21 protein-coding genes and 1 pseudogene are annotated in these 19,318 nt (G+C 60.4%); 3 read left to right on the top strand and 19 right to left on the bottom strand.

Annotated features, from left to right (window positions below; genetic code table 11):
• Window positions 1–72: 72 nt before the first annotated feature.
• From AERO9A_RS14170 to AERO9A_RS14115, 12 genes are all read right to left on the bottom strand, one after another.
• A complete protein-coding gene (locus AERO9A_RS14170) occupies window positions 73–429 on the bottom strand; it encodes a PilZ domain-containing protein (protein ID WP_159972600.1) in 357 nt (118 codons plus the stop codon).
• Between the two features lie 127 nt (window positions 430–556).
• On the bottom strand, window positions 557–1,549 hold the full coding sequence (locus AERO9A_RS14165) for a DNA polymerase III subunit delta' (protein WP_159972599.1): 993 nt from the start codon (window positions 1,547–1,549) through the stop codon (window positions 557–559).
• Window positions 1,542–2,174 (bottom strand): dTMP kinase, encoded by a 633-nt coding sequence (gene tmk / locus AERO9A_RS14160; RefSeq protein ID WP_159972598.1) that lies wholly within the window; start codon window positions 2,172–2,174, stop codon window positions 1,542–1,544. The genes AERO9A_RS14165 and tmk overlap by 8 nt, the downstream gene beginning before the upstream one ends.
• Window positions 2,175–2,184: 10 nt before the next feature.
• Window positions 2,185–3,237 carry an endolytic transglycosylase MltG gene (gene mltG, locus AERO9A_RS14155; RefSeq protein ID WP_159972597.1) on the bottom strand — a complete coding sequence of 351 codons (1,053 nt, stop codon included), beginning with the start codon at window positions 3,235–3,237 and terminating at the stop codon, window positions 2,185–2,187.
• 3 nt (window positions 3,238–3,240) lie between these two features.
• On the bottom strand, window positions 3,241–4,056 hold the full coding sequence (gene pabC / locus AERO9A_RS14150) for an aminodeoxychorismate lyase (protein WP_159972596.1): 816 nt from the start codon (window positions 4,054–4,056) through the stop codon (window positions 3,241–3,243).
• Window positions 4,056–5,300, bottom strand: coding sequence for a beta-ketoacyl-ACP synthase II (gene fabF, locus AERO9A_RS14145; RefSeq protein WP_159972595.1), 1,245 nt, complete (start codon window positions 5,298–5,300; stop codon window positions 4,056–4,058). Before fabF ends, pabC begins: the two co-directional genes overlap by 1 nt.
• Window positions 5,301–5,408: 108 nt before the next feature.
• A complete protein-coding gene (acpP, locus tag AERO9A_RS14140; RefSeq protein WP_159972594.1) occupies window positions 5,409–5,645 on the bottom strand; it encodes an acyl carrier protein in 237 nt (78 codons plus the stop codon).
• Between the two features lie 228 nt (window positions 5,646–5,873).
• Window positions 5,874–6,617, bottom strand: coding sequence for a 3-oxoacyl-ACP reductase FabG (gene fabG / locus AERO9A_RS14135; protein ID WP_159972593.1), 744 nt, complete (start codon window positions 6,615–6,617; stop codon window positions 5,874–5,876).
• 15 nt (window positions 6,618–6,632) lie between these two features.
• Window positions 6,633–7,571 carry an ACP S-malonyltransferase gene (gene fabD / locus AERO9A_RS14130; RefSeq protein ID WP_159972592.1) on the bottom strand — a complete coding sequence of 313 codons (939 nt, stop codon included), beginning with the start codon at window positions 7,569–7,571 and terminating at the stop codon, window positions 6,633–6,635.
• 127 nt (window positions 7,572–7,698) lie between these two features.
• Entirely contained in the window at window positions 7,699–8,709 is a 1,011-nt protein-coding gene (gene plsX, locus AERO9A_RS14125) for a phosphate acyltransferase PlsX (RefSeq protein ID WP_159972591.1), read from the bottom strand.
• A gap of 3 nt (window positions 8,710–8,712) precedes the next feature.
• Window positions 8,713–8,895 (bottom strand): 50S ribosomal protein L32, encoded by a 183-nt coding sequence (gene rpmF / locus AERO9A_RS14120; RefSeq protein ID WP_037048542.1) that lies wholly within the window; start codon window positions 8,893–8,895, stop codon window positions 8,713–8,715.
• 13 nt (window positions 8,896–8,908) lie between these two features.
• Window positions 8,909–9,436, bottom strand: coding sequence for a YceD family protein (locus AERO9A_RS14115; RefSeq protein WP_159972590.1), 528 nt, complete (start codon window positions 9,434–9,436; stop codon window positions 8,909–8,911).
• A 111-nt stretch (window positions 9,437–9,547) separates the two neighbouring features.
• Between AERO9A_RS14115 and AERO9A_RS14110 the strand changes: the two genes are divergently transcribed.
• A complete protein-coding gene (locus AERO9A_RS14110) occupies window positions 9,548–10,129 on the top strand; it encodes a nucleoside triphosphate pyrophosphatase (protein WP_159972589.1) in 582 nt (193 codons plus the stop codon).
• A gap of 178 nt (window positions 10,130–10,307) precedes the next feature.
• Window positions 10,308–10,474: pseudogene (locus AERO9A_RS14105) on the top strand (IS256 family transposase); the annotation flags it as partial.
• A 95-nt stretch (window positions 10,475–10,569) separates the two neighbouring features.
• Here the strand turns inward: AERO9A_RS14105 and sppA are convergent.
• From sppA to rluC, 3 genes are read right to left on the bottom strand one after another with little or no spacing between them, the layout of a single operon-like run.
• Complete coding sequence (sppA, locus tag AERO9A_RS14100; RefSeq protein ID WP_159972588.1) at window positions 10,570–11,550, bottom strand: signal peptide peptidase SppA; 981 nt, start codon at window positions 11,548–11,550, stop codon at window positions 10,570–10,572.
• Between the two features lie 2 nt (window positions 11,551–11,552).
• Window positions 11,553–12,236 (bottom strand): HAD-IA family hydrolase, encoded by a 684-nt coding sequence (locus AERO9A_RS14095; RefSeq protein ID WP_159972587.1) that lies wholly within the window; start codon window positions 12,234–12,236, stop codon window positions 11,553–11,555.
• Window positions 12,229–13,182 (bottom strand): 23S rRNA pseudouridine(955/2504/2580) synthase RluC, encoded by a 954-nt coding sequence (gene rluC, locus AERO9A_RS14090; RefSeq protein ID WP_159972586.1) that lies wholly within the window; start codon window positions 13,180–13,182, stop codon window positions 12,229–12,231. Before rluC ends, AERO9A_RS14095 begins: the two co-directional genes overlap by 8 nt.
• A gap of 578 nt (window positions 13,183–13,760) precedes the next feature.
• On the opposite strand from rluC, the gene rne reads away from it, so the two are divergent.
• Window positions 13,761–16,775 carry a ribonuclease E gene (gene rne, locus AERO9A_RS14085; RefSeq protein ID WP_159972585.1) on the top strand — a complete coding sequence of 1,005 codons (3,015 nt, stop codon included), beginning with the start codon at window positions 13,761–13,763 and terminating at the stop codon, window positions 16,773–16,775.
• A 110-nt stretch (window positions 16,776–16,885) separates the two neighbouring features.
• Here rne and murB read toward each other — a convergent pair whose 3' ends face one another.
• Genes murB through AERO9A_RS14065 form a run of 4 tightly spaced genes read right to left on the bottom strand, consistent with a single transcriptional unit; the run spans window position 16,886 to window position 19,316 of the window.
• Window positions 16,886–17,905: a UDP-N-acetylmuramate dehydrogenase gene (gene murB / locus AERO9A_RS14080; protein WP_159972584.1), complete on the bottom strand. Its 1,020-nt coding sequence runs from the start codon at window positions 17,903–17,905 to the stop codon at window positions 16,886–16,888.
• Window positions 17,902–18,366, bottom strand: coding sequence for a low molecular weight protein-tyrosine-phosphatase (locus AERO9A_RS14075; RefSeq protein ID WP_159972583.1), 465 nt, complete (start codon window positions 18,364–18,366; stop codon window positions 17,902–17,904). The genes murB and AERO9A_RS14075 overlap by 4 nt, the downstream gene beginning before the upstream one ends.
• Window positions 18,366–19,130 (bottom strand): 3-deoxy-manno-octulosonate cytidylyltransferase, encoded by a 765-nt coding sequence (gene kdsB / locus AERO9A_RS14070; RefSeq protein ID WP_159972582.1) that lies wholly within the window; start codon window positions 19,128–19,130, stop codon window positions 18,366–18,368. Before kdsB ends, AERO9A_RS14075 begins: the two co-directional genes overlap by 1 nt.
• Window positions 19,131–19,316 (bottom strand): Trm112 family protein, encoded by a 186-nt coding sequence (locus AERO9A_RS14065; RefSeq protein ID WP_003245207.1) that lies wholly within the window; start codon window positions 19,314–19,316, stop codon window positions 19,131–19,133. It lies immediately after the preceding gene.
• Window positions 19,317–19,318: the final 2 nt, after the last annotated feature.

The raw sequence follows: 19,318 nt of genomic DNA, 5'->3' as shown, positions 1-19,318 counted from the left end.
CAAGCCGCAAGTAAAAGCAAGTGCGAGCAGGCCGCTGTCTTGTCGCTTGTGGCTTGTGGCTTACCGCTGCTGTTACATGGTATGAGTCGGACGATCTGACTTGAGTGCACCAGCCAGATAGGTTTCGATCTTATTACGCGCGGTATTGTCACCGTCATTGAACTGCACGCCGACACCGGCGGCACGGTTGCCCTGAGCGCCTTTCGGAGTGATCCACACCACCTTGCCGGCGACCGGGATTTTTTCCGGCTCGTCCATCAGGTTGAGCAACATGAACACTTCATCGCCAAGCCTGTAGCTCTTGTTGGTGGGGATGAACAGGCCGCCATTTTTAATGAAAGGCATATACGCCGCGTAGAGCACGGATTTGTCCTTGATGGTCAGGGACAAGATTCCGTTACGAGGGCCCAGATTGGGTGGCAAGCTCATCAGCGTATTTCCCGGCAGCTATTGCGTAATGGCCGATTCTAGGGCCTGTTCAGGGCGGCACGCAAACCACTACTGGCACGCAGCCAGCAGAATGTGACGCCCCGCAGAAAGCATAGAAGGTTTGCGCTCAGCGGCGATCCCCAGTGGGTAGCGCGGCCCACTGTACCAACAGCGCCTCGAGCAACAACACCGGGTTGAGATTGGCCTTGCCGATAACCTTCTGGCGCTGCTCCAACAACCAACTCTGCATCGCCAACACCTGGGCCTGCGGCGTCTTGTCGGCCATGTACTGCACCACCTTGCGCATATCCGCCAGGCCCAAGCCTGCTTCGTCCTGAGTCAACTGATAACGCAGTATCAACTGCACCCAGTCGCAGAACCAATCGAAAAGCAGCTTCAGTGGCAGCGCCTTCCAGCCTTCGGCCAATTGGCTCGGTGCGATCTGCTGCTTGAGCAGCTTCTTCACGCCGTCGACCGCCTGTGCGCGCTGCTCACGCACGCCCTGCTCCTGCAAGCGCAGAGCAGCCAGGGGCGAGCCGGCAGCCAACGCCAGCAGCTCATCACGCTCCTCAGCACTCATCTCCGGCAGGGCCGTGGCCAGCCACTCAAGGCTCACGGCCTGTCCCGGCAGCGGACAAGCCTGCTGCACGCAGCGGCTTTTGATGGTCGGCAGCAGGCGGCTGGGCTGGTGGCTGATCAGCAGCAGCACGGTATTGCCGGAGGGTTCCTCTAGGCTTTTCAGCAGCGCATTGGCGGCATTGAGGTTCATCGCCTCGGTCGGCTCCAGCAATACCACCTTGCGCCCGCCAAGCTGCGCGGTCTGCACCACGAACTCCACCAACTCGCGCACCTGATCGACCTTGATCGGCTTGTCCGCTTCCTCGGGCTCTAGGACGAAATTATCGGGATGCGTCCCCGCAGCCAGCAGGTGACAGGATTTGCAGTTGCCGCAGGCATCCAGGCCATTCGGGCTCAGGCAGAGCAAACGCGCCATCAGGCGCTCGGCCAGTGCGCGCTTGCCAATCCCAGCAGGGCCATGCAGCAGATAGGCATGTGCATGCTGGCTACGGCCAGCGAGCTGTTGCCAGAGGCCCGTCTGCCAGGGGTAGACATCAGCCACGGCAAGCCTCCAGCAAGCGTGGCAACAAGGCGTCGAGATCGGCCTGTACCTGCTCCAGAGTCTGCGCCGCATTCAATACGTGATAGCGCTGCGGTGCCTGTGCGGCACGCTGTAGATAGGCATGGCGCACCGCGTCGAAGAAGCCCCGCCCTTCCTGCTCAAAACGATCCAGGCGGCCACGCGCAGCAGCGCGTGCCAGGCCCACTTCGATGGGCAGGTCGAAGATCAGCGTCAGGTCCGGGCGCAACTCGCCCTGAACGAACTGTTCAAGCTGGGCGATGCGCTCGATGGGCAAGCCACGACCACCGCCCTGATAGGCGTAAGTGGCATCGGTGAAACGGTCGCACAACACCACACAGCCACGCGCCAGCGCCGGGCGGATCACCTGCTGCAAATGCTGGGCCCGAGCGGCGAACACCAGCAGCAGCTCGGTATCGACCGCCATAGGCTCGTCGCTGGGCGTCAGGAGCAATTCACGGATGCGCTCGGCCAACGGCGTGCCACCAGGCTCGCGGCTAAGCAGCACCTCCACACCGCGCTCGCGCAGACGCTCAGCGAGATAATCGCGGTTGGTGCTTTTGCCGGCGCCTTCCGGGCCTTCGAGAGTGATAAACAAACCGGTCACAGATAAAACCTTATTGGCTGTCAGCCGCGCGCGGCGCTGGGCTTGAGCGGTAGTCGGCTCGACGCTTGAGCTGATACTCGCGCACAGCGCGGTTGTGCTCGTCGAGGCTATTGGAAAACACGTGGCTGCCATCGCCCTTAGCAACAAAATACAGCGCCTTGCCTTCCTGCGGATGCAGCGCAGCATGGATAGCCTCACGGCCAACCATAGCAATCGGTGTCGGCGGCATGCCATCGATTGTGTAGGTGTTGTAAGGCGTTGGTGTGCGCAGATCGGCACGGGTAATGCGCCCCCTGTAACGCTCGCCCATGCCATAGATCACCGTCGGATCGGTCTGCAAGCGCATGCCGATACGCAGGCGACGTACGAACACTCCGGCAATCTCGCCGCGCTCTTCGGGAACACCGGTTTCCTTCTCAATCATCGACGCCATGATCAGCGCATCGTAAGGCTCGTTATACGGCAGCCCCTCAGCACGCTGCTGCCACTCTTCGGCCAGCACGGTTTCGAGACGAGCATTGGCCTTTTTCAGCAGCTCTTCATCACTCATGCCACGCACATAGTGATAGGTGTCGGGGAAAAAGCGCCCTTCCGGGTGCTGCCCAGCCAGCCCCAGGCGAGTCATGACCTCGGCATCATTGAGATTGGCCAGGTTCTGCGTCAACGCCTCCTGCTTGGCGAGTGCGCTACGCAACTGGCGGAAACTCCAGCCCTCAACCAGCGTCAGGCTGTATTGCACCACCTCTGCGCGCTGCCACAGACCGAGCATGTCACGTGCCGTCTGTTGTGGCAGCAGGCGATACTCGCCACTGTGCAGGGTCGGCCCTTTGAGGTTGAAGCGCCAGTACAGACGCAACCAGAAAGCACCATCGATGACCCCCTCGGCCTGCAACTGGTTGAGCAAGCCGCTCGGCGTCGAGCCCGGAGGCACCTGCAATAAATACTCAGCCTCGATATGCAGCGGCTGATCCAGCGCCTTTTTCTGTTGCCAGGCAGCGCCCACCACCAGCAGAGCGGCCAACAACACGCCGCATTCGAGCAGCAACAAGAACTTGCGTAGCACTGATCAGGATTCCAGAAGGCTGCGAACGATGGCCTGCAGTTTACGGGTGAGCGCACCAACCGGCCAGTGCTGCGCCTGCAGTGCGCGGACGGGCCAGATACCGTACAGGCTGTTACAGACAAAGACCTCGTCGGCAGCCAGCAGTTCGTCGTAAGCGATATCACAGACAGCGACGCTCATGTCCGAACGCTCTGCCTGCTGCAGAATTTCGGCACGCATCACCCCAGCGACACCGCAACGCGACAGATCGGCAGTCGACAAACGCCCATCCTTCACCAGAAACAGGTTGCTGTACACGCCCTCGATCACCCGGCCAGCGGTATCACGCATCACCCCCTCGCTGCACTCGGCGTCCTGCCACTCGGCACGGGCCAGCACCTGTTCGAGGCGATTGAGATGCTTGAGGCCGGCCAGCAAGGGCTGCTCGGCAAGGCGGGTGGCACAGGGAAACAAACGCACACCCTGTTCGGCATGCTCGGCAGGATACTGCGGCAAAGGCGCAGCCTGCAGGATACGCAGCGGCTGGCACGGCTGTGGCGGTGCATAACCGCGCTGCCCCTCGCCACGGGTGACGATGAACTTGGCAACGCCCTCGCCAAGCTGCGTGGCGAAGGCCTGCAACTCGGTTTCTACCAGGGCGACATCAAGCGGGATGGACAAACGCCGACAACCATCGCCCAGACGGGCCAGGTGCCGAGCCAACAGTGGGATCCGCCCGCCACGCACGGCGATGGTCTCGAACAGACCATCGCCATAAGCCAGGCCACGGTCGCGAACCGACAACTGCTCGCCGGGCGCGCCGTTGACCCAGCACAACATCAGCCGTGGTACCGACGGAACAGCAGCGAGCCGTTGGTGCCGCCGAAACCGAAGGAGTTCGACAGGGCAATCTCGATCGGCATGGCCTTGGCCTGGTGCGCAACGAAGTCCAGGTCGCACCCCTCGTCCGGCTCGTCCAGGTTGATGGTCGGCGGCGCAACCTGGTCGCGCAGCGCCAGTACGCTGAAGATTGCTTCTACGGCACCGGCAGCACCGAGCAGGTGCCCCGTCATCGACTTGGTCGAACTGACCGACAGCTTGTAGGCGTGCTCACCGAACACACTCTTCACTGCCGCAACTTCGGCCTTGTCACCGGCAGGCGTCGAGGTGCCGTGCGCGTTGATGTACTGCACCTGATCGGCATTGATGCCGGCATCACGCAAGGCGTTGGCCATGCAGCGCGCGGCACCGGCGCCATCTTCGGGCGGCGAGGTCATGTGGTAGGCATCACCACTCATGCCGAAACCGATCAGCTCGGCGTAAATGGTGGCACCACGCGCCTTGGCGTGCTCCAGCTCTTCCAGCACCAAGGCGCCGGAACCGTCGGAAAGCACGAAACCATCACGCCCCTTGTCCCACGGACGGCTGGCTTTGGTCGGCTCGTCGTTGCGGGTAGACAGTGCACGCGCCGCACCGAAGCCGCCCATGCCCAGACCGCAGGCCGCCATCTCGGCGCCGCCGGCGACCATCACGTCAGCCTCGCCGTAGGCGATATTGCGCGCGGCCATGCCAATGCAGTGAGTACCGGTGGTGCACGCCGTGGCGATGGCGTAGTTAGGCCCCTGCAGCCCCAAGTGGATCGACAGGAAACCGGAAATCATGTTGATGATCGAGCCCGGCACGAAGAACGGCGAAATACGCCGCGGCCCTTGCTCGTGCAGCGACTTGCAATTGTTCTCAATATTGGTCAGGCCACCGATGCCGGAGCCCATGGCCACACCGATGCGCTCGCGATTGGCGTCGGTGATTTCCAGACCGGAATCACGCACAGCCTGAAAACTGGCGGCGAGCCCGTACTGAATGAACAAGTCGAGCTTACGCGCCTCTTTCGCCGAGAGGTACTCCTCGACGTTGAAGCCCTTGAGCGACCCGCCAAAACGGGTGGAGTAGGCGGACAGGTCCATGTGCTCGATCAGACCGATGCCACTGCGCCCGGCCAAAATGCCCTGCCAGCTGCTCGGCACATCGTTACCCAGCGGCGACAACATGCCCATACCGGTAACCACGACGCGTCTACGCGACACAGCAATCTCCTCTTTTTCTACTCAGGCGCACCTGCGCCTTACACGTAAAAAAAGCCGCACGCCTGTTTAGGGCAGTGCGGCTTTTCTCGGTCAGAAGCTGACAGTGACTTATTGCGCGTTGGCAGTCACGTAGTCGATGGCTTCTTGAACGGTGGTGATCTTCTCTGCTTGCTCGTCCGGGATCTCGGTCTCGAATTCTTCCTCGAGAGCCATCACCAGCTCAACGGTGTCAAGAGAGTCGGCACCCAGGTCTTCGACGAAGGAAGCGCTGTTGGTAACTTCCTCTTCTTTAACGCCAAGTTGCTCGGCAACGATTTTCTTGACGCGTTCTTCGATGGTGCTCATACCTTGTTTTCACTCCTATTGGACAAATCCAGGCAGCTGGTAGCGGCCAAGTGTATAGAAAGGGTTTTTAGCATTTCAAGCTGAATGCCGGGGAGCCCCCAGGAACACTTCAACGATCTGTCTATAAACCTGTTGCAGCTTTATAACGGATTTTAGACAGCGACTATGACAGTTTTCTGATGGCTCGCGTCACATTCGAGAGCCTTCGGAACTCCGAAGGCTCGGTTTTTAGCTCATGTACATACCGCCGTTGACCGGAATTGTCGCCCCGGTCACGTAACCAGCGCCGTCGGAAGCCAGGAAACCAACCACCTTGGCAATCTCCTCAGCCTGACCCAAACGACCCAGCGGAATCTGCGTCAGCAGCGCGTCACGCTGCGCTTCCGGCAGCTCGCGAGTCATGTCGGTATCGATGAAACCAGGAGCCACCGCGTTGACGGTGATACCACGCGAACCGACTTCCCGCGCCAGAGCGCGACCGAAGCCTTCCAGACCCGCCTTGGCAGCAGCGTAGTTGGCCTGCCCGGCGTTGCCCATGGCACCGACCACAGAACCGATGTTGATGATACGACCGAAACGCGCCTTGGTCATGCCACGCAGCACGCCCTTGGACAGGCGATAAAGGCTGTTGAGGTTGGTGTCGATGACATCGAACCACTCGTCGTCTTTCATGCGCAGCATCAGGTTGTCACGGGTGATACCGGCATTGTTGACCAGAATCGCCGGCGCGCCGAACTGCTCGGCGATGGCGCCCAGTACGCTCTCGACGGACTCGGCGCTGGTCACGTTCAGCTCCATGCCGGTACCACTGATGCCGTGCTCTTTCAGCGTGGCAGCGATACGCTCGGCGCCGGACGCAGAAGTTGCAGTACCGATCACGGTCGCGCCTTGGCGACCCAGTTCCAGAGCAATTGCCTGGCCGATACCACGGCTAGCGCCGGTGACCAGCGCAACCTTACCTTGCAGACTCATGTTCGTTCTCCTTTCTCAAGCCAACGCAGCACGAGCAGCAGCGAAAGCATCGGGGGTATCCAGGTTGTATGTGTTGATGCCTTTGACGCAACGCTTGTTCAGACCGCTGAGCACCTTGCCGGGGCCGCATTCGACCAGCTCGGTCACGCCCTGCTCGGACAGACGCACCATGGACTCAACCCAACGCACCGGACTGTACAACTGAGCCAACAGGTCAGCCTTCAGCATGGCCAGATCCGATACCACAGCGGCACTGACGTTCTGCACCAGCGGGATCTGCGGCGCCTGCCAGCTCAGGGCTTCGACCGACTCGGTGAAGCGCTCGGCAGCCGGCTTCATCAGCGCGCAATGCGACGGTACGCTGACCGGCAACGCCATGGCGCGCTTGGCGCCACGCGCCTTGCAGGCTTCGATGGCACGCTCGACGGCAGCGGCGCTACCCGCGATCACCACCTGACCAGGGGCGTTGAAGTTGACCGCGCTGACCACGTCACCTTGCGCCGCTTCGGCGCAGGCGGCCAGCACGTCGGCATCTTCCAGACCGAGGATGGCAGCCATGCCGCCCTGCCCGGCCGGTACGGCCTGCTGCATCAGTTGGCCGCGGCGCTCTACCAGCTTCACAGCATCGGCGAAGGCGATGCTGCCAGCAGCGACAAGCGCGGAATATTCACCCAGGCTGTGACCGGCGACGAAGGCCGGCTTGGCACCGCCCTCGGCTTGCCACAGGCGCCACAGGGCGATGGAGGCAGTAAGGATGGCCGGCTGAGTCTTGTCGGTCTGGTTCAGTTGCTCTTCCGGGCCTTGCTGAGTCAGCGCCCAGAGATCGTAACCGAGTGTTTCGGAGGCTTCACCAAAGGTATCGAGTACCAGCTTCTGCTGAGCACCATGATCGGCGAGCATGGCCAGGGCTTGCGAACCCTGACCGGGAAAGACGAATGCGAGGGATGCAGACATGAAAAAGTCCCTTGAGTCGAAAAAGCAGCACCAAGCCGGAGCCTGGCGCAGCAAACTGACAATTGGATGACAAGCTGCGCGTTGTAGTCACATTACCGGCACGCGCTCACCCATAATCGTGACGAGTCTACAACAACAAGTCTTCAAGTCGACCATGTAGTCGCTGCGGCAAATTTTCCTGCACCTCACGTAGAGCACAGCCAATGGCACTCTTAAAGCTATCTTGCCCCGCCGCACCATGGCTCTTTACCACAATGCCCTGCAAACCTAGAAAACTCGCCCCATTATGCTGCGCAGGTGCCAAATCGGCCTTCAAGCGACGCAACAACGGCATTGCCAAAGCACCTATCGCCTGAGCGAACAGCCCCTCGCTGAACAACGCCTCCAGCCTGCCAGTGATCATCCGCGCTAGCCCTTCACTGGACTTGAGCAAAATATTGCCGACAAAACCGTCACAGACGACAACATCCGCCTCACCGCGATAAAGCCCATCACCCTCGATGTAACCGACAAAGTTCAACCCACGCACCTGCCGCAACATACCGGCCGCCAGCTTGACCTGCTGATTACCCTTGATGTCCTCAGTACCGACATTGAGCAACGCCACTCGTGGCCGAACGACACCAAGGGTCTCTGCAGCCACGCCCCCCATTATCGCGAACTGATAGAGATGCTCGGCACTGCAGTCGACGTTCGCCCCGAGATCCAGCAAATAGCAGCACCCACCCTCGACAGGAATAGGGCTGACCATCGCAGGCCGATCAATACCCGGCAAGGTTTTCAGCACATGCCGCGACAGCGCCATCAGCGCTCCACTATTTCCCGCACTGACACAAGCTTGCACCTGAGACTGACGCACCAGTTCCAAGGCTACACGCATTGAGGCATCAGGCTTGCCACGCAGCGCCTGAGCTGGCGGCTCATCCATAGCAATCACTTCACCGGCGTGATGAACACGCAGGCGTGCGCGATCGACGCCGTCATGAAAGGCGATCTGTTCTTCGATAAGAGAGGATTGACCAACAAGGGTCAGATGTAGCGAGGGGAAGTCAGCCAGTGCAGAAATGCAGGCTGGAACAATGCAGTGGGGACCGAAGTCCCCACCCATTGCATCAATCGCGATGATCGAGGCGGACAAGGATTACTCGTCAGCGCCCTTGTCGATCACTTTGCGACCGCGGTATACACCTTCCGGAGAAACGTGGTGGCGCAGGTGAACTTCACCGGTGCTCTTCTCTACGGACAGGGCGCTTGCCTCGAGCGCATCGTGCGAACGACGCATATCGCGGGCGGAACGGGATTTTTTGTTCTGCTGAACAGCCATAACTCATTAACTCCTAAACGTTTGGGTCACGCTTTAACTGCGCCAATACACTGAACGGGTTGGACCGCGATACCTCGTCCTCGCCCGGCTCGGGCTCATCGAGACCGTCCGGCTGCTGGCAATCACCTGGGGCATGAGCGGGAACGATCGGCAGGGCGAGAAGCAATTCATCCTCGACCAAGCCAAGCAACTCCAACGGCTCTTCACCCACTTCCAGTACGTCATAGCCCTTCGGCAAGGACTGAGTGTTCGCTCCAACCCGAACCACCGCGTATTCACATTCGCTGCGGATGGGTAGTGCGACCAGCTCCAGACAACGCTGGCAGACCATTTTGACCTCAACCTCAAGCTCACTGCGGATCACCACAGTTTTTTGCTCGTCACGCGCGAAACTATATTTCGCCTGCACCAAACCTGCCGTATCGGCAAGCGGGTCGCAGAGACGCGGCAGGCTGGCCAGTTCGAGCTGCCCTTCGAGGGTAGCTTCGCGGTCGGCGAGCTTGCGCGGATCAACGTGAGGTGGAATCGGCCCATTCAACATAGGCGCAGCATTCTAGGGATGCCCCCTTCTCGTGTCAAAGGAAATTCAGCCTGTCTTCACTCAGTGGCCGCCAGTAGAATTCATCAGCCACTTAATTAAAAGGAAAAGAACATGCCAGCGTTACTGCTCGCATCCAGCTCACCCTATCGCCGCGAACTGCTTGAGCGCCTGCAACTGCCATTCACCTGGCAATCACCAAGCATTGATGAAAGCCGGCAGAAAGACGAACCTGGCATTGAACTCGTGAAGCGCCTGGCCGAAGAAAAAGCCCGCGCACTATCAAACCAACATCTCGACCATCTCATCATCGGCTCGGATCAGGTCGCCATTCTTGGCAACGGCGAAATCCTCGGCAAACCTTACAACCTCGAAACAGCGACCAAGCAATTACGCGCCGCCAGCGACAGCAGCGTCACTTTCCTGACAGGACTGGCATTACTGAACACCAGCACCGGCAACTGTCAGGTCGACTGCGTACCATTCACCGTGCACTTTCGCCCACTCAGCGACACACAGATCCTGCGCTACCTACAACGCGAACAACCCTTCGACTGTGCAGGAAGCTTCAAATCCGAGGGACTGGGCATCAGCCTATTTCGCAGCACGGACGGCGAAGACGCCACCAGCCTGATCGGCTTACCTCTGATTCGCTTGGTGGACATGCTACTGAACGAGGGCGTCGAGATACCGTAGGACGAGCGCAAGCCGCCGACCGAGATTGGCGGGGACTGTCAGTAATTTTATGTTCGGGCATCACATGCGTTTAAGGTGCATGACATGCCTAGCAAAAAGACCCCGGCCATCAAGGCCAAGAAAGAGCTGCCTGAGATTCCTAAGGAGCTGGTCGAACAGTTCGTCACAGGCCCGATGNTCAAGACGCGTGGGCACTTCCCGAATGACGAAGCCGCTACCAAATTGATCTGGCTGGCGTTGCGCAATATCACGGCCAATTGGGGCAGAGCCGCGAATGATTGGAAGGGAGCCATGAATCAATTCGCGATCCTTTACGGAGATCGCTTCACCAGGCCCGCCTGGTGAATTCACTGTCCGTCGGGTGACGGGCGTTAACGCCCGCACACAAAAAATCTGACAGTCTCGATTGGCGGACTGCACCCAGCCTACGAGATCATCCCTCAGCGCAGCGTCGGACCCTGGAAGCCCATCCACAAAGCAATGCGATCGGCGACACTAGCACCCAGGCGCTTGGCAAAACGATCGAACGGCGTATCACGCACCGTGAAATCAACCATTTCTTTCTCACCAATGACTTCACGCGCCACGTAGCTGGTACTACCCAGGCCATCGATCAAGCCCAATTGCAGTGCCTGCTCGCCAGACCAGACCAAACCAGAAAACAAATCAGGGTTACCCTCAACCTTCAGACGATCACCACGCCCCGCTTTCACGCTGTCGATAAACTGACGATGTGTGGTATCAAGCACGGTTTTCCAGAAGCGGGTTTCCTCTTCCTTTTGCGGCTGGAAAGGATCAAGAAAAGCCTTGTGCTCACCCGAGGTGTAGACACGGCGCTCTACCCCTAGCCTCTCCATCGCATCAACGAAACCAAAGCTGGCAGCCGTAACACCGATAGAGCCCACCAAGCTAGCCTTATCGGCGTAGATCTCATCGGCAGCACTGGCGATGTAGTAGGCACCAGAAGCCCCCAAGTCACTGATAACCGCATAGACCTTAGTTTGCGGGTACTCGCTACGCAGGCGACGAATCTCATCATAAACGTAGCCGGACTGCACCGGACTCCCACCCGGACTATTGATACGCAACACCACGCCCTTGGTATTGGCATCCTCAAAAGCGGCACGCAGACTGCCAATAATCTTGTCGGCACTGGCCTCCTCGCGATCAGCGATCATACCGCGCACTTCGATGACCGCCGTATGCGGCCCCGCAGTAGCAGCCTTATCCAGATTCAAGGAAGGCAGAAACAGCGCCAGCGCCACAAATAGATAAGTAAAAGTCAGCAGCTTGAAGAAAATCCCCCAGCGCCGGGAGCGACGCTGCTCCTGCACACTGGACAGCAATGCCTTTTCCAATAGCTTCCAACTCTTGGCATCCTCGCCCTGAGAGTCGCTAGACGACTTCCACTCATCTGCCATGTTTACTCACCTCGGTGACGCGCTGCAGCCGCTTTTTCATCCAGCCACGCACGTAATTCATTGAATTGGTTAATCGCCAGACACGGCTCAAATTCACGCAACACTAACAATGGCTGCGCACCATAACCGACCGCCACACTATCTACAGCCGCATTGCGCGCCATCAGCAGATCAAAGGTCGCATCCCCCACCATCAGCGAGCGCTCTGGCGGCACGCCACAGTGCGCCATGATCTCGTGAAGCATCCGCGGATTCGGCTTGCCGGCAGTTTCGTCAGCGCAGCGGGTGATATCGAAATAGTCCAGCCAGCCCTTGTCGGCCAACACACGCTGCAAGCCATTACGCCCCTTGCCCGTAGCAACAGCCAGTTGATACCCCTGCTCACGAAAGTAGGCCAGCGACTCGCGCACCCCTTCGTAAAGCGGCGAAGGCTCGCGCTCTAGCAACAGATACTGCTCACTGTAGGCACGACGAATGACTTCGATCCTGGCCGGATCTGCGAGTTCCGGGTAGAGCGTGCAGATGGCATGCCCCAACTCCAGCCCGATGATGCCTCGCACTTCGGCATCGCTACAGCGCGGCAACTCACCGACATCCGCAGCACGATGCATGGCCTCGACGATGCGCCCGATAGAATCGACCAGCGTGCCGTCCCAGTCGAAGATCAGTAACTGATAGTCAGGCACTCAAGCGCTCCAGGGTCTTGGCCCACATCTCGTCCACCGGAGCCTCTAACTTCAGCACACCACCATCAGGCAGCGGCACATGCAGCTCATAGGCATGCAGAAACAGACGTTTACCACCCAATTCACGAATTTCGCGAGTAAATTCATCATCGCCATACTTGGAGTCACCAGCAATGCAGTGCCCGGCATGCTTGGCGTGCACGCGGATCTGGTGGGTACGCCCGGTTACCGGCTTGGCTTCGACCAGCGTGGCAAAGTCACCGAAGCGACGCAGCACACGGAACAGCGTCAGCGCCTCCTTGCCCTCGCTATCGACCTCGACCATACGCTCACCCGAGCGCAGATTGCTCTTCTGCAGCGGCGCATTAACCTGCTTCTTGGCTGTCGCCCAATGGCCACGCACCAACGCCATATAGCGCTTGTCGACACCATCGCCACGCAATTGCTCGTGTAGATGACGGAGCATGCTGCGCTTCTTGGCGATCATCAAAAGACCGGACGTATCACGATCCAGACGGTGCACCAGCTCCAGATCCTTAGCATCGGGACGCAACTGCCGGAAGGCTTCGATCACCCCGTAATTCAGGCCACTGCCACCATGCACCGCAATACCTGCTGGCTTGTTCAGTACGATCAGCGCCTTGTCCTCGTAGACAATGGCCGCCTCGATACGCTCAAGCAGCCCTTGCGCCAGCGGCTCAGGCTCATCACGCTCGGCAAGACGCAGTGGCGGCACACGCACGATGTCACCAGCCTGCAGCTTGTATTCAGGCTTGATGCGCCCCTTGTTCACACGCACCTCGCCCTTGCGCAAAATGCGATAGATCAGCGTCTTGGGCACGCCCTTGAGCTGCGCCCGGAGGAAGTTATCGATACGTTGGCCGGCGAGTTCCGGTGCAACCTCAAGCATTTGAACGCCAGAGGTTGGAGAGGCAGGATTATTCATCGCGCAATCATAACAATTTTTTATGGAATTGAAGCACTTAATCATTGCTGATATAGTCGCGAACGCCGCCCAAAGCGGCCAGGCCTGCGGATGCAGCCAATATCGCCATCCCCTGCCCGAGCAACCCTTTAAGGACGTGAGGCCGTCCGACGGATTATTCAGAGTCAAAGGCCGCGAAGTGGTCGCGAAAAATTCGGAAATAACGCCTTGAGTATGATGCGCGATTCGCCATTACCGGCGGTCGCGGTAAATGACAACCGCTGCGGAATCCGCGCGCGGCACCCGATTTTCAGCGATACGTGTAGGGTGGAGACGTACAACTGCGGCCTGCGTAGCCTCTGGCTTGATCAAAGACGCCTTATCTCGTCCGCGACCTGCAGTTGATTCCTCCTCCTGACTGAGTGCTTTCTGTCACCACAGCAAGCAGGAGACGTCCGTCGCGACCGCAGCCTGGTAATGGCTGACCGTCGCTCGACAGTGGAACGATTTACGACCGTTTCTGACGCGCCTGACACCGACCCTGAGAGTCGTGTGTGCCTAACGTGGCTTCCGGCAGCCCCGGAGTCCATTGGTACAACATGAAAAGAATGCTGATCAACGCAACTCAGCCCGAAGAGTTGCGTGTAGCCCTGGTAGATGGCCAAAAACTCTACGATCTGGACATCGAGTCCGGCGCTCGCGAACAGAAGAAGGCCAACATCTACAAAGGCCGCATCACTCGCGTAGAACCCAGCCTTGAAGCCGCCTTCGTCGACTTCGGCTCCGAACGCCACGGCTTCCTCCCCCTCAAAGAAATCTCCCGCGAATATTTCTCCAAATCCCCTGAAGGCGGCCGCGTCAACATCAAGGACGTGCTCAAGGAAGGCCAGGAAGTCATCGTCCAGGTCGAGAAGGAAGAGCGCGGCAACAAAGGCGCAGCCCTGACCACCTTCATCAGCCTGGCCGGTCGTTACCTGGTGCTGATGCCAAACAACCCGCGTGCCGGTGGCATCAGCCGCCGCATCGAAGGCGAAGAGCGCAACGAACTGCGCGAGGCACTGAACGGCCTCAACGCCCCGGCCGACATGGGCCTGATCGTTCGCACCGCCGGTCTGGGCCGCTCCAGCGAAGAAATGCAGTGGGATCTCGACTACCTGCTGCAACTGTGGAGCGCCATCAAGGAAGCCTCCACCAGCCGCCCTGCCCCGTTCCTGATCTATCAGGAATCCAACGTCATCATCCGCGCCATCCGCGACTACCTGCGCCAAGACATCGGCGAAGTGCTGGTAGACAGCGTCGAAGCCCAGGAAGAAGCCCTGTCTTTCATCCAGCAGGTGATGCCGCAGTACGCCAGCAAGATCAAGCTGTACGAAGACAGCGTGCCGCTGTTCAACCGTTTCCAGATCGAAAGCCAGATCGAAACCGCCTTCCAGCGTGAAGTGAAGCTGCCGTCCGGCGGTTCCATCGTCATCGACCCGACCGAAGCCCTGGTTTCCATCGACATCAACTCGGCGCGCGCTACCAAAGGCAGCGACATCGAGGAAACCGCCCTGCAGACCAACCTGGAAGCGGCCGAGGAAATTGCCCGCCAACTGCGCCTGCGTGACATCGGCGGCCTGATCGTCATCGACTTCATCGACATGACCCCGGCCAAGAACCAGCGCGCCGTGGAAGAAAAAGTCCGCGAAGCCCTGGAAGCCGACCGCGCCCGCGTTCAGGTCGGCCGCATCTCGCGCTTCGGCCTGCTGGAAATGTCCCGTCAGCGCCTGCGTCCGTCGCTGGGCGAGACCAGTGGCATCGTCTGCCCGCGCTGCAATGGTCAAGGCATCATCCGCGATGTCGAATCCCTGTCGCTGGCCATCCTGCGCCTGATCGAAGAAGAAGCGCTGAAGGATCGCACCGCCGAAGTTCGTGCCCAGGTACCAATCCCGGTCGCCGCCTTCCTGCTCAACGAGAAACGCAACTCGATCACAAAGATCGAATTGCGCACCCGCGCGCGCATCGTCATCCTGCCGAATGATCACCTGGAAACGCCGCACTTCGAAGTGCAACGCCTGCGTGACGACAACCCGGAAGCACTGAGCGGCCAGACCAGCTACGAGATCGCCGCGACCGCTGACGCTGAAGACGCTACCGCGCACCTGCCGACCGCCACCCGCACTCTGGTTCGCCAAGAGGCCGCGATCAAAGCAGCGCCACGCAGCAGCGCACCGGTCGCTGCCGAGCCGCAACCAGCTCCGCTGGCACCGAGCAACGCACCGGAGCCGAGCCTGTTCAAAGGCCTGGTCAAATCACTGGTCAGCCTGTTCGCCGGCAAGGAAGAAGAAGCCCAGCCAGCCGTAGTCGAGAAAAAGACTAACGAGCGGCCGCCGCGCGAGGAGCGCCGCAACGGTCGTCAGCAGAGCCGTAACCGTGGTGGTCGCCGTGACGAAGAGCGCAAGCCGCGCGAGGAGCGCGCCCCCCGTGAAGAGCGCGCTCCGCGCGAAGAGCGTCAACCTCGCGAGGAACGCCAGCCGCGTGAAGAGCGTCAGCCACGTGAAGGCCAGGAAAACCGCCGCGAGCGTCGCCCACGCGAAGAGCGCGCACCGCGCGAAGAACGTGTACGTGAACTGCGCGAGCCGCTCGACAACAACGGCAGCGAACAGCCACGCAACGAAGAAGCTCGCGCCGAACGTCAGCCACGTGGCGAGCGCCAGGAACGTCAGCGTCCGCCGCGCGAAGAGCGTCAGCCACGTCCAGAGCAGGCCGAGGCCGCTCAGGAAGAGGCACTGCCGAACGACGAGCAGCTCGCTGATGACGAGCAGGACAATGCGAACGAGAACGAGCGTCCACGTCGCCGCTCCCGTGGCCAGCGCCGCCGCAGCAATCGCCGTGAGCGTCAGCGTGATGCCGATGGCAACCTGATCGAAAGCGCCGAGAACAGCGAAGCCGCCGGCAACGAAACTCCAGCCGCCGCTCCGCTTGCAGTCGCCACTACCGCAGCAGTCGTTGCCGAAAGCGCCGCTGAAAACGCCGTCGTCGCCAACGAAGCGCCGACCACTGAAGCGCCCGCCCCCCAAGCTGAAGCGCCTGCCACTCAAGCGGTCGAAGCACAAGCCGAGGCTGCCGTAACGCAAGCAGTGGAAAGCACTCCGGCTGCCGAAAAAGCAGCCGAGGTCGAACCCGCTGCCACAGTTGAAGCACCTGCTGCTGCCGAAGCACCAGCCGCTGAGCCTGTAGCTGAAGTCGAAGCGGTTGCCGAAGTCGCTCAGGAGCCAGCTCCTGTGCCGATCGAGCCAGCAGTACCTGCTGCTGCAGCGGTTCCCGCCAACGCCACTGGCCGCGCCTCGAACGATCCACGCGAAGTGCGTCGCCGCCAGCGTGAAGCTGAGCGTCTGGCTCGTGAAGCTGCAGAGGCTGCCGCTGCAGCACCGGCGGCAGAAGTCGCACCGACCGTAGCGCAAAGCACTCCGGTTGAAGCCGAAGCAGTCGTCGTCGAGAGCGCAGCTACAGTTGAGCCGTCTACCGATAACAGCCCTGCTACAAGCGAGCACAATGCGAGCGAAACGGTAGAGCAGGCGCAGCCGGAAGCAGAAGCGAAAAACGACCAGGAGACGATCAAACCTCAGGCTTGATCCTAATGCGGTAACGAAAAAGGGGATGCCTAGGCATCCCCTTTTTCATGTCCGCTACTGCAGATACATGACCTGGATACAATCCGAGGCAATCACCCCGGAGTGCAACCTCACAGCACGTTGGGCTCGATTTCCAGCGTTACTCCGAATCGCGCCAGGATATCGCTCTGGATACGCTGTGCCAGTTGCAGCAATTGCGCCCCTGTGGCTTGGCCGTAGTTGACCAGCACCAATGCCTGCAGCCGGTGCACGCCTGCATCGCCCTCGCGAAAGCCCTTCCACCCTGCCCGCTCGATCAGCCAGCCAGCCGCCAGCTTGACCAGACCATCGCCCGCCGGGTAGCTGACCAGATCAGCATGCTCGGCACGGATATACTCGGCCAACTCGAACGACACCACCGGGTTCTTGAAGAAACTACCGGCGTTACCCAATTCAACCGGATTGGGCAGTTTTTCGCTGCGAATGGCACAGATCGCCTGACTGACATCAGTGGCAGTCGGCACCTCAATGCCCATGTCCGAGAGACGCAGACGCACCGGCCCGTAGTCCAGGCGCAAACTCGCCAGACGACTCAACCGAAAACGCACGCGCAGGATGAGCCAGCGTCCGGCTTCGCGCTTGAACAGGCTGTCGCGATAGGCGAAAGCGCATTCCTCCAGGCTGAAGTCTCGCAATTCGCCGCTCTGTCGATCCAGGGCGGTCAGGCCTGCGAACAGATCCTTGATCTCCACCCCGTAGGCGCCGATGTTCTGCATTGGCGCTGCGCCGACAGTGCCGGGGATCAGGCTGAGGTTTTCCAGGCCATTGAGGCCCTGCGCCAAGCTCCACTGCACGAAGGGATGCCAGGGCTCGCCGGCCTCGGCCTCCACCAGCACCTGCTGGCCGTCGTCTTCGAGGATACGGATGCCGCGGCTGGCCATTCGCAGCACCAACGCCTCGACATCGCGGGTCAGCAGCAGGTTGCTGCCACCGCCAATCACCAGCAGCGGCAGACTACGCTGCGCGGCCAGGCTCAGCGCCTCGCGCACCTCGGCATCGTCATGAGCCTCGACGAACAGCCGGGCACGCACCTCTACACCGAAACTGTTGAAGGCCTTGAGCGACACGTCGCTCTGCAGATTCAGGCTCACAGGCGCCCCTTGATTTCCAGCAGCAGTGCATCGCTGGCTTGCTCGATCAGATCCAGCACCTGCTCGAAGCCATCTTCGCCGCCGTAGTACGGGTCAGGCACTTCATCCAGGGCCAGATCGAAGCGATGCAAATAAAGGTCGAGATCGGCACGAGCATCTGCCGGTCGCAGCGCCTTGAGATTACGCAAATTGCTCTGATCCATCGCCAGGATCAGATCGAAGCGCTGAAAGTCGGCGACCTCGACCTGGCGTGCACGTTGTGCGGACAGATCATAGCCACGGCGCAGCGCAGCCTGACGGGTGCGGCTATCCGGCGCCTTGCCAACGTGCCAGTCACCGGTGCCGGCCGAGTCCACCTGCACGCGCTCTTCCAGTCCTGCGGCACGCAACTTGTGGCGCAGCACACCTTCGGCCGTGGGCGAACGGCAGATGTTGCCCAGACAGACGAACAGAACCTTCATCAGGCCCCCAGCAGGCTACGCACCCGCTCCAGGTCTTCGGGCGTGTCCACGCCAGCAGCCGGCGCTTCGAGAGCATCGGCAACATGGATACGGACGCCGTTGTACAGCGCGCGCAGTTGCTCCAGGCACTCGGTATCCTCAAGCCAGCATGGGCCCCAGGCGACGAAGTCATGCAGGAAACCCGCGCGGTAGGCGTAGATGCCGATATGGCGGCGGTATGGCACGCCAGTCGGCAGCACGTCGCGACTCTTGGCGAAGGCATCACGTGCCCAGGCCAGCGGCGCACGGCTGAAGGTCAGGGCCAGACCGCTCTTGTCGGCCACCACCTTGACCACATTGGGATTGAACAGTGCCGTGACATCCTCGATGGGCTCGGCCAGCGTGGCGATACCGGCCTGCGGGTTAGCCGCCAGATTAGCCGCCACCTGATCGATGATCACAGGCGGAATCAACGGTTCGTCGCCCTGCACGTTGACCACGATGGCATCAGCGGCAAGACCGAGCTGGCTGGCCACTTCGGCCAGGCGATCGGTGCCGGAGTTGTGATCAACACGCGTCAGCAACACCTCGGCGCCGAACGCCTGGCAGGCCTCGACGATACGGGCATCGTCGGTGGCAATGACCACACGATCTGCCGAGCTCTTCTGCGCCTGCTCCCAGACGTGCTGAACCATGGGTTTACCGGCAATGTCCTGCAGCGGCTTGCCGGGCAGGCGGGTGGAGGCGTAACGGGCGGGGATGACGACGGTGAAGGCTGCGCTCATTTACTTGTCCAGACGCTCGTCGGTGGTCAGGGTACGGGCTTCGCTTTCCAGCATCACCGGGATGCCATCGCGAATCGGATAGGCCACACCGGCACCCTTGCTGATCAGTTCGGTTTTGTCTTCGGAAAGCTGCAGCGGGCCCTTGCAGATCGGGCAGGCGAGAATGTCGAGCAGTTTAAGGTCCATGC

The organism is Pseudomonas sp. 8Z, from assembly GCF_902506535.1.
Taxonomy (GTDB): domain Bacteria; phylum Pseudomonadota; class Gammaproteobacteria; order Pseudomonadales; family Pseudomonadaceae; genus Aquipseudomonas.
Note: the sequence above shows the minus strand (reverse complement) of the source record. Positions and strands in the feature narration are given on the sequence as shown.

Bases quoted from the DNA above. Each gene is read 5' to 3' on its own strand.
- acpP (WP_159972594.1), bottom strand. From the start codon at position 5,645: ATGAGCACCATCGAAGAACGCGTCAAGAAAATCGTTGCCGAGCAACTT.
- rluC (WP_159972586.1), bottom strand. From the start codon at position 13,182: ATGAATAATCCTGCCTCTCCAACCTCTGGCGTTCAAATGCTTGAGGTT.
- AERO9A_RS14075 (WP_159972583.1), bottom strand. From the start codon at position 18,366: ATGAAGGTTCTGTTCGTCTGTCTGGGCAACATCTGCCGTTCGCCCACG.
- AERO9A_RS14065 (WP_003245207.1), bottom strand. From the start codon at position 19,316: ATGGACCTTAAACTGCTCGACATTCTCGCCTGCCCGATCTGCAAGGGC.
- kdsB (WP_159972582.1), bottom strand. From the start codon at position 19,130: ATGAGCGCAGCCTTCACCGTCGTCATCCCCGCCCGTTACGCCTCCACC.
- sppA (WP_159972588.1), bottom strand. From the start codon at position 11,550: ATGGCAGATGAGTGGAAGTCGTCTAGCGACTCTCAGGGCGAGGATGCC.
- AERO9A_RS14115 (WP_159972590.1), bottom strand. From the start codon at position 9,436: ATGTTGAATGGGCCGATTCCACCTCACGTTGATCCGCGCAAGCTCGCC.
- pabC (WP_159972596.1), bottom strand. From the start codon at position 4,056: ATGTTGTGCTGGGTCAACGGCGCGCCCGGCGAGCAGTTGTCGGTTCGC.
- AERO9A_RS14170 (WP_159972600.1), bottom strand. From the start codon at position 429: ATGAGCTTGCCACCCAATCTGGGCCCTCGTAACGGAATCTTGTCCCTG.
- fabG (WP_159972593.1), bottom strand. From the start codon at position 6,617: ATGAGTCTGCAAGGTAAGGTTGCGCTGGTCACCGGCGCTAGCCGTGGT.
- fabD (WP_159972592.1), bottom strand. From the start codon at position 7,571: ATGTCTGCATCCCTCGCATTCGTCTTTCCCGGTCAGGGTTCGCAAGCC.
- rne (WP_159972585.1), top strand. From the start codon at position 13,761: ATGAAAAGAATGCTGATCAACGCAACTCAGCCCGAAGAGTTGCGTGTA.
- AERO9A_RS14110 (WP_159972589.1), top strand. From the start codon at position 9,548: ATGCCAGCGTTACTGCTCGCATCCAGCTCACCCTATCGCCGCGAACTG.
- rpmF (WP_037048542.1), bottom strand. From the start codon at position 8,895: ATGGCTGTTCAGCAGAACAAAAAATCCCGTTCCGCCCGCGATATGCGT.